Source organism: uncultured Fretibacterium sp. (assembly GCF_938040765.1).
In the GTDB taxonomy this organism is placed as follows: domain Bacteria; phylum Synergistota; class Synergistia; order Synergistales; family Aminobacteriaceae; genus CAJPSE01.
Genome location: NZ_CALIAA010000063.1, coordinates 1 through 8,991, shown reverse-complemented (window position 1 = coordinate 8,991; position 8,991 = coordinate 1). Strand labels below are relative to the sequence as shown.

The window sequence follows — 8,991 nt, the reverse complement described above, 5'->3', positions numbered from 1 at the left end:
AAAAGGGATCCAAGGGAGCTTGCTCCCTTGGCGGGGTTCGGGGCGGAGCCCCGAGGAAGTTTTTTGGGATTCTCCCCGCGGCATGGCAAGCTACGCGATCATCTTGGCGACGCCCTCCCGAACCTCCTTCAGGAGTTTCATGCCCTCATCCTCGACGAGCTTCATCCACTCGCGCTTCTTCGCCACGTAGGCCGTGTCCTTGATCGAGGGCAGGTTGATCGCCACGTTCTCGAGCGCGCCGGAGAGCCCGGCGAAGGCCTGCAAGGCCCCAACGGTCAGGTCGCTCGCCGCGCTCTTGTTGCTCTTATACAGAAGGCTCTTGGCCAGACGCATCACGGCAAGGCAGTCTTCGGCCGTCGTCTCGGGGGAGACGATCGCCTCCTTGTAGGCCTTCTGGATCGCCTCGGTCCGTGCAGCCTTCTCCGCGTCCGTCCCCTTGGGAAGCCCAAACGCGGCGATGACGCCGTCGAAGGCGTTGGTGTCCTTCTGAATCCCATCCAGAAGGGCGTTCATCAGCTCGTCGGACTTCGGAATCGTATCCATGACCAGCGACTCGAACTCCGCGTACTTCTCCTTGCCCTGCGTCAGTCGGCAGACCATGGAGATCAGCGCCGCTCCCAGCGCGCCCGACAGGGCCGCCGCGCTCCCGCCCCCGGGGGCCGGAGCGTTGGACGCCAGTTTCTCCGAAAAAGCCCTCACCGTCATGTCCGTCATAATCATGTCTATTCCTCCTTATATCTCAAAAGATGGTCAGGATGGCCCAAGATCCTTCAAAACACGCCGGTACAAACCGTCTTGTCCGTATCATATCACAACCGCCTCACCGGAGCACCGCGTTGGGAATCCACGTGGACACCTCCGGGAACAGGATGATCAGCAGCAGAACCAGCGCCATGACGCTCAAAAACGGGTAGATGTAGCGGAACGAACCCGAGTAGCGGGTCTCCGTGATCTTGCAGGCCGTCATCAGGTCCACGCCGAGCGGCGGGGAGTTCGCTCCGATGGCCAGGTTCACGGCGATCATCACCCCCAGATGGATGGGGTCCACCCCCAGCTGCGTCATCACCGGCATGAACACCGGGACGATGATGATGATGATCGCGATGGACTCCATGAACGTCCCCAGCACGAGCAGCAGCAGGTTGAAGAAGATCAGAACCGTCCAGTAGTCGTCGGAGAGGGCCAGGATCGCCTGCGCGACCTTCTGCGGGATCTCCTCCAGGGCCAGTAGCCACCCGAACAGCGAGGCTGCGGAGATGATGAAGAGCACCGAAGCGCTGGTGAGGGCCACGGAGTGACAGACCTCCCAGAAGTCCCGAAGCGAGAGCCTGCGGTAGACGAAGGCCGAGAGGACGAGGGCGTAGAGCGCCGCGACGGCGCCCGTCTCCGTGGCGGTGAAGATGCCGCTGCGGAAGCCAACGACGATGATCAGCGGAGCGCCCATGGGCAGGATGGCCTCCTTCAGCGCCCGGACGATCTCCTGCCGGGTCGGCTTCGCCCCGCAGGGGTACCCCTCCTTTTTGGCGAAGAACCAAGAGAGCGCCATCAACCCGATGCCGAGCAGGAGGCCGGGGAGGATCCCAGCCAGGAACAGCTTTCCGATGGAGACGCCCATGGTCACGCCCAGGATGACCATGACGATGCTGGGCGGGATGACCGTTCCAAGCGACCCCGCACAGCCCAGCAGGGAGGCGGTGAAGGACATGTCGTACTTCTGTTGGCGCATCATGGGCACGACGATGGAGCCGATGGCCGCGACGTCCGCGATGCCCGACCCCGAGATGGCCCCGAACAGCATGCACGAGACCACCAGGACCATGGCGAGTCCGCCGGGGATGCGCCCCACCAGGATGGAGGCCAGCCGCATGATCTTGGGGGTGATGTCCCCCCGGGCCATGAGCGTCCCCGCCAGCAGAAAGAGCGGTATGGCCAGGAGCGTGAAGGAATCCACGCCCACCACCATGCGCTGCGCGATGGCGGCGATGGGCACGGATTCGAAGAGCGTCAGGTACGTCACGCCCGAGACGGCGATGGCGAAGGCCACCGGTATCCCCATCGCGATCAGCACCAGCATGGAGCCCAGAAGCAGCGTCATGACGGGCTCCCCCCATCCAGCTTCTCCTTCCCCGTGAACAGCATCCAGAGCGCGAAGAGGGTCATCAGGCCGAACCCCACGGGTAGCGCCAGGTACAGGACGCCCGCGGAGATCTGCAGCGACGCGGTGACGTCGTCCCAGACCCGCGCCACGACCTTGCTGCCGCTGCGAATTCCGCACGCCAGAAACGCCAGAAGGATCAGGACGTTCACACGGTGAAGGACCGTGCGCGCGGCGCGGGGCAGGCGCTCGGCCAGCATCTCGATGCCGATGTGCTCGCCCCTGAGGAAGGCCGCCGCCGCACCGACGAAGGTCATCCACACCAGCAGGGTCTGGCTGACCTCCGCCCCCCAGGGCAGAGGATTGTGGAATATGAAGCGCGAGGCGACCTCGACAACGACCTCGAGGAAGATCAGGAGCACGGAGAGGACGAGAAAGGGCCTGAGCAGCCTGTCGAATATCCTCATGCGCCTACTCGCCCGTTTCCCGGATCAGCTTCATCAATTCCTCGCCGAACACCGGCTCGAAGCTCTTCCATACGGGCTGGACGGCCTCGCGAAAGGGGGCCTTGTCCACCTCGCGGACGTCGACGCCCTTCTTCCGGATCTCCTCCACCAGGGCGGAATCCGCCTCGCGGATCATCCGGCGCTCCTCGTCGCGCCACTTCGCGGCCAGCTTCAGGAAGGTCCCGCGGTCCGCCTCGGATATCCCGTCCCAGACGTCCTCCCCCACGCAGAGCACGGCCGAGGTCCAGATGTGTCCGGTCAGGGACAGGTGCTTCTGAACCTCGTAGAAGGCGTTGGAGACGAAGATGACCAGCGGGTTCTCCTGCGCGTCCACGACGCCCTGCTGAAGCGCGGAGTAGAGCTCGCCGAACGGGATGGGCATGGGAGAGGCGCCCAGCGCGGTGAAGGTGTCGAGGCGCATCTTCTGCGGCGTCACCCGGATCTTGATTCCCGCGAGGTCCTCCGGCTTTTCGATCGGCAGCCTGCCGTTGGAGATGTGGCGAAATCCGTTCTCCCACCAGGACAGGCCGACGATGCCCTTGGACTTGAGGATACCGAACAGGGCCTCCCCGAGCCTGCCGTCAAAGGCCTTGTATGCCTGCTCGTTCGTGGCGAAGGCATAGGGCAGCTCCTCGATGCCGAACTTCGGGTCCAGGGACTGGAACGAGGAGCCTCCGACCAGGGCGCCGTCGACCGTTCCCATCTTGAGCCCCTCGATCAGATCCTTCTCGTTGCCCAGCTGCGCACTGTGAAAGATCTTGAGCGTTACCCGTCCTTCCGTCGCGGCCGCGAGTTCGGACGCCAGCCCCTCCAAGGCCACGTTCCACGGGTGATCCGGGTTGAGGACGTGCCCGACCCTCACCGTCGTCCCGGCAAACGCCGCACCGGCCCATAACACAGCCGCAGCCACCGCAGCAACCCACTTTCCCATCTTCATCATCCAAACCTCCCAAACGTCTTCGCATGTCTACATCCCTGCCCTCCTCGGGCCGGAGAGACTAAAACACAAGTTCCATTTTACATAAAAAGAGAAATGTTGTACAGCATTTGGCCTCGGCCCCCATTTCACCGGGAGCCGAGGCCAAACGAGCCGAATCGGCGTATTTCATTTTTGCCCCCACGCCGCGATCCCGAGACCGAGCGGCCAGCAAGCGAAGCGAGCGGCTGCCGGAAGGCTCCCCTCCGGGGATAGCGGCGGCCCCGGCAAGCCTCCTTTTCAAAACAGGCAAGCTGGGGTACCGCCGGGAGGCCACATGAATCCAATCAGGGTTTCCTCAGCGCATCGAAGGACGCCGGGCGCGTAAACCATTCGCTGCGGGAGGCCAGCTCCCGCTCCACGGACATCAGAAGCCCCCGGAGCCCGGTCCCCTGCAGGGCGCTGATCCCCAGGACGTCCTCGCCCTTCACCCTCAGGGCCAGAGCCAGGCTCTCCGCCTCTCCCGGAGGGACGGCATCCAGCTTGTTCAGGACCAGCAGGCGGGGGAGCTCCCGACACTCGATCTCCGTCAGCGTGTCCACGATCACCTCGTAGGTGGACATGGCCTCGGGATCGGAGGCGTCCAGCAGCAACAGCAGGAGCTCCGCCTCGCGAATCTCCTCGAGTGTGGCGCAGAAAGCGGCCACCAGCGCAGGGGGCAGGCTTCGGATGAAACCCACGGTGTCCGAGAACAGCACCGCGCCCCCGCCCGGAAGGACGATGCGCCGCACCGACGTGTCCAGCGTGGAAAAAAGCCGGTCCTCCGCGAGGATCGATGCATCCCCGGAGAGGGCCTTCAGCAGGGTGGACTTTCCGCTGTTCGTATACCCGACCAGGGACACCGTCGGGATTCCCCGTTTCTTCCGCCGATCCCGGACGAGACGGCGCTGCCGCCTCACGTTCTCCAGCTTTCTGGAGATCTCGCGCACGCGCCGCTCCAGCCGGCGGCGGTGGCGTTCAAATTCCGTCTCCCCGGGCCCGCGCGTCCCGATCCCCGCCCCCGTCCGGGACATCTGGAGTCCCAATCCCTTCAGGTGGGGGATCTCGTAGCGCGTCAGGGCCAACTCCACCTGGAGGCGCGCCTCCGCCGTAACCGCCCTTCGCTCGAAGATCTTCATGATGACGAACGGCCGGTCCCAGACCGTCGCCCCCGTGAGCTTCTCCAGCGTGCTCTTCTGCACGGGAGAAAGCCGCTCGTCGACGACGACGTAACGGGCCGACCGCGAGAGGCAGAACAGGCGGACTTCCTCCGCCTTGCCCCTGCCGATCAGGCAGGCGGGGTCGGGACACTCCCTGCGCTGCACGACGCTCCCCAGCACCTCGATGCCCAGAGAACCCAGCAGCAGCGCCAGCTCGTCGAGGGAGTTCTCGGGCTCCCCCTCCCGGTCCGGAAGGGAGAGCCCCACCAAAATCGCCCCCGAGCGGGGAGTCCCACGCTCAGGACGGCGCCGACTCAAGGGCCCTCATGGCGTCCGTCAACGCCCCCATAATGACGTCCCTGCCGCCCCTGCTCTCATAGACCTCCGTGGGGAAGCGCAGAGGCCACCCGAAGGTCAGGGTGATCCTCGACGGACGGACGAAACGGGAGCCCGTAGGCATGGCGTCGAAGCTTCCGTGGATGAAGGCCGGCAGAATCGGAGCGCGCTCCCTGGCGGCGATCAGGGCGACGCCCGCCTCCAGGGGCTGAAGGCGGCCATCCGGGGAACGCCCCCCCTCGGGAAAGATCAGGATGTCGCTTCCTTCGTGATAGAGCTTCATGAACCCCTTCAGGGCGCCCGCGGCCGAGGCGTTGTCCGCCCGCGAAACGGGCACGGCGCCGAGGGCACGGATCGAGGTTCCCAGAAACCACGAGCGGAAGAGTTCCTCCTTGGCGAAGTAGCGGAGGCGCCTCGGGAAAAACGCCCCCACGACGAGGGGATCGAGGTTGCTGGCATGGTTGCAGGCCACGACCACCCTCTCGTCCGGGTCGAGGTCCTCCAGCCAACGGACGGAGCAGCGATTGTAAACTCTCAGGATGATCCGGAAGGTATTCCGGACCATCCAGTAGAACAGCGGATTGGGCTTCACTGGGCTTCCTCCCTCCCCTCCGGCTCCAGCACGTCCCGGACGCGTCGCTCCAGGTATTCCAGAACCTCGTCCTCCGTCATCTCCGAGGTGTCGACGAGGACGGCATCTTCGGGCCGCGTCAGCGGGGCTATCGCCCGGGTGCTGTCGAAACGGTCCCGCACACGTATCTGGGACAGGACATCCTCGAAGGGCACGAGCTCTCCCCTTCGCTGCAGCTCGAGGCAGCGGCGGCGCGCACGGGCCTCCGGCGAGGCCGTCATAAAAAACTTCAGGGGCGCATCGGGAAAAACCACGCTTCCCACGTCACGCCCCTCCACGACCAAGGAACCATATTGTCTCTGCCCTCGCTGGAGATCCAGCAGCGCCTCCCGGACGCACCCCAGAGCCGAATAGGCCGAGACGATCCCATCCACGTGAGGCGTTCGGATCGCGGCGCTCACGTCCTCGCCGTTCAGGAGGACGCCTCCCTCCCTCAGCTCGATGGAGATTCCCCTCAAGGCCCCCCGCAGGTCCGCCGTGTCGTCGGGAGGGATGCCCTTTCGGTCCAGGTCGAAGGCTATGGCGCGATAGATCGCCCCGGTATCGAGGTAGCGGACGGACAACCGGTGCGCCAGCCGTTTCGCGACCGAGCTCTTTCCCGCCCCGGCCGGTCCGTCGATGGCGACGACGAAGGACACGCTCAGAACCCCCGCATGTCCGCCATCTCCTCCGTGGCCTTGCTCGCAAAGTCCACGAGATCCGACATCAGGCCCTCGAAGTTCGTGATGCCCAGCCGCTCCAGCGGTTCGGGGAACATGTAGTTCTGCATGCTGTCCGCCCCGATGCCGATCCCCAGCATCAGGCACATGGAGTTGGCCACGCTGACGACGTCCAGCAGAGGCTGAAACTCCGCAAACTCCTCCGGGAGCTCGTTGGGCTTGTGATGATAGGCGACGGCGCACTGGTATCCCTTGGGAAGGTCCCACCGCTCCACCAGGATCTCCCCCACCATGGCGTGGTCGAACCCCAGCACCCGGAACTCCGCCTCCGTAAACGGGATCTGCTCCTCCTCGACCATCTTGACGATGATGCCGTATCCAAAGCGCACGTAGTCGTTGAGGACGACCTTTCCGACATCGTGAAGAAGCCCTCCGACATAGGCCTCCTCGGGGGAGACCTTTTTCGTGACCTGAGCGATGTAGCGGGAGGCGTAGGCCACGGTCAGGGAGTGGCGCCACAGCTCCCCGCGGTCCAGGGCATAGCCCGAGAGCCCCTTGTCCATGACGGAGTAGACCGTCGCCGCCAGGACGATGTTGCTGACGTTCTTGTAGCCCAGGAGCGCTATCGCCTCGGAGATGTTCGACATGTGGCGTGTCATCCCGGAGTTTGCCAGCTTCAGGATGCGCAGAACCATCCCTTCGTCACGGGAGAGGCTTTGAGCGACGTCCGACGCGCTGCTGGTAGGGTCGTTGAGCTTTCGCAGCGTCTCCACCACAAACTGAGGGAAGGACTTTATCTCCTTCATTTTGTTGATGATACGTGTCTTGATCAGTTCCCTTGAACGCTCGTCGATTTCACTCACGGACATGTCCTCCTTGCGTGAGGGCTATACTGCGCCACCTTCAAATATTTTAGTGTAGAGTTCGGAAAAAGACAATTCCACGAACTCGCCGACACGAAGGTTCTCCAGGACCATGCGTCCGACGCGGCGGCGGATCAGGGCACGAACCGAAAAGCCGGCCAGATTGGCCATCGTCCGCACCTCGCGCTTGAGCCCCTCTCCAATAACGACGCGAAGCCATCGCCCCCGCGGCTCCCTGTCCAGGGCGGAGAGGGCGATGGGCCGGACATGGCGCCCCTGGATCTCGAACCCGTTTCTCCAGCGCTCCGTCTGCCGCTCGTTGATCTCGATGTTGAGCAGCACCTCGTACTCCTTGGTCACACCCTTGGACGGATGAAGGATGCTCTGGGCAAAGGAGCCGTCGTTCGTGAGGATCAGCAGTCCCTCGCTCTCCCGGTCGAGGCGCCCCGCCGGGTAGATGCGCTCCCGGCGCAGCCGCTCGGGCAGAAGGTCCACCACGACGGGGTCGTATTTGTCCGCCACGGCGCAGACCACCCCAACCGGCTTGTTCATCGCCACATAGACGTGTGCGGACGGAACCGCCCTGCGGCCGTCGCACCGCACGTCGTCCTTTTCCGGGTCGACCTCGAGGTAGGGAAGCAGGACGATCTTGCCGTTGACCCGGACCCGCCCCTCGAGAATCACGGCCTCGGCCTTGCGCCGCGAGGTCACGCCGCACGCCGCCAAAAAAGCGTTAAGACGCACCGGTCTCCTCCTCCCCCTCGGGGAACGGTCCCTCCGGCCCGGCATCCTCCAGAGGGTCGGCCCCAAGCTCTCCAAGCTCCTCCAGGCTCGGCAGGTCCGCTATCGCCTCGAGGCCGAAGAGCTCCAGGAAACGCGGCGTCGTCCGATAGAGCAGGGGCGACCCGCTGGCCTTCTTGCGCCCCGCGATGCGCACGAGCCCATGGCTCAGAAGCGTCTCGATGACTCGTTCGGAACGAACCCCGCGCAGCTCCTCCACCTCGGACCTCGTAACGGGCTGGTTGTACGAGATCACGGCCAGGGTCTCCACCGCGGCCCGGCTGAGCCGGACGCGCCCCCTGCGCGAGGTATCGCGGAACAGGGCGAGCACCTCGGCGAAATGAGGGTTGGTCTCCAGGACCCACCCTCCCGCGACGGACCTGAGGACCAGGCCATGCCCGCCCTCGAGGTGCGCGGCCAGCTCCGACAGGGCGGAGGACACCTCCCCCCCCGAAACGCCGAGCACGGACTGCAGTTCCCCGGACGGGACGGGGGAGACGGCGAGGAAGAGCACGGCCTCGATCTGGGCCGCAAGGACGGACAGGCTCCTCCGCTCCTCGGCGTGATCGGAGCACTCAGGACTTCGCGCGGACCGTGACATCGGAAAAAAGGGTCTCCTGCTCTATGCTGATCTTTCCCATCCGGCACATCTCGAGAAGCGCCAACAGCGTCACCACCAGCAGTTTGACGGATTTGGCCGCCCCGCACAACGTGCGGAGCGACAGCAAAGAATCCCGGGCCAGCTGCTCCTCGAGCTCTCCGATGCGGGCCTGGATCTGGGATTCCTCGGGAAGGGCCTCGGGGATCCCGCTCCACTCGGCGTCCTCCACCTCGTTCCAGAGCGCATTTTCATCCCGGCCGCGGGACCTCGACCAGCGCTCGAAAAGCCCCCACCACACCCGAGAAAGGAAGTAGAGGTCCCCGATGTCATATTCCAGCTCCTCCGGACGGGGGGCCTCCGGGACCTCGTCCTCCTCGACGACGCGGCGGAAGTAACGCATCTCCC

Annotated in this window: 10 protein-coding genes and 1 pseudogene; all 11 read right to left on the bottom strand. The window is 64.8% G+C overall.

The features are described 5' to 3' along the window. Positions 1-90: 90 nt before the first annotated feature. Complete coding sequence (locus Q0176_RS02440) at positions 91-720, bottom strand: cyclodeaminase/cyclohydrolase family protein (protein ID WP_299298920.1); 630 nt, start codon at positions 718-720, stop codon at positions 91-93. A gap of 100 nt (positions 721-820) precedes the next feature. Continuing rightward, positions 821-2,095, bottom strand: coding sequence for a TRAP transporter large permease (locus Q0176_RS02435; protein WP_299298918.1), 1,275 nt, complete (start codon positions 2,093-2,095; stop codon positions 821-823). Next, positions 2,092-2,562, bottom strand: a complete 471-nt coding sequence (locus Q0176_RS02430; protein WP_299298916.1) for a TRAP transporter small permease — start codon at positions 2,560-2,562, stop codon at positions 2,092-2,094. The genes Q0176_RS02435 and Q0176_RS02430 overlap by 4 nt, the downstream gene beginning before the upstream one ends. A 4-nt stretch (positions 2,563-2,566) precedes the next feature. Then, positions 2,567-3,541 carry a DctP family TRAP transporter solute-binding subunit gene (locus Q0176_RS02425; protein ID WP_299298914.1) on the bottom strand — a complete coding sequence of 325 codons (975 nt, stop codon included), beginning with the start codon at positions 3,539-3,541 and terminating at the stop codon, positions 2,567-2,569. A gap of 323 nt (positions 3,542-3,864) precedes the next feature. Next, positions 3,865-4,983: a GTPase HflX gene (gene hflX / locus Q0176_RS02420; RefSeq protein ID WP_299298912.1), complete on the bottom strand. Its 1,119-nt coding sequence runs from the start codon at positions 4,981-4,983 to the stop codon at positions 3,865-3,867. A gap of 31 nt (positions 4,984-5,014) precedes the next feature. Next, complete coding sequence (locus Q0176_RS02415) at positions 5,015-5,644, bottom strand: lysophospholipid acyltransferase family protein (protein WP_299298910.1); 630 nt, start codon at positions 5,642-5,644, stop codon at positions 5,015-5,017. Beyond that, entirely contained in the window at positions 5,641-6,321 is a 681-nt protein-coding gene (cmk, locus tag Q0176_RS02410) for a (d)CMP kinase (protein ID WP_299298908.1), read from the bottom strand. The genes Q0176_RS02415 and cmk overlap by 4 nt, the downstream gene beginning before the upstream one ends. Before the next feature lie 2 nt (positions 6,322-6,323). Then, positions 6,324-7,205: an HDOD domain-containing protein gene (locus tag Q0176_RS02405; protein ID WP_299298906.1), complete on the bottom strand. Its 882-nt coding sequence runs from the start codon at positions 7,203-7,205 to the stop codon at positions 6,324-6,326. Between the two features lie 24 nt (positions 7,206-7,229). Beyond that, positions 7,230-7,949, bottom strand: coding sequence for a pseudouridine synthase (locus Q0176_RS02400; RefSeq protein WP_299298904.1), 720 nt, complete (start codon positions 7,947-7,949; stop codon positions 7,230-7,232). Next, entirely contained in the window at positions 7,939-8,586 is a 648-nt protein-coding gene (gene scpB, locus Q0176_RS02395; protein ID WP_299298902.1) for an SMC-Scp complex subunit ScpB, read from the bottom strand. The genes Q0176_RS02400 and scpB overlap by 11 nt, the downstream gene beginning before the upstream one ends. Next, positions 8,561-8,991, bottom strand: a pseudogene (locus tag Q0176_RS02390) (hypothetical protein); the annotation flags it as partial. The gene scpB and the pseudogene Q0176_RS02390, both read right to left, overlap by 26 nt.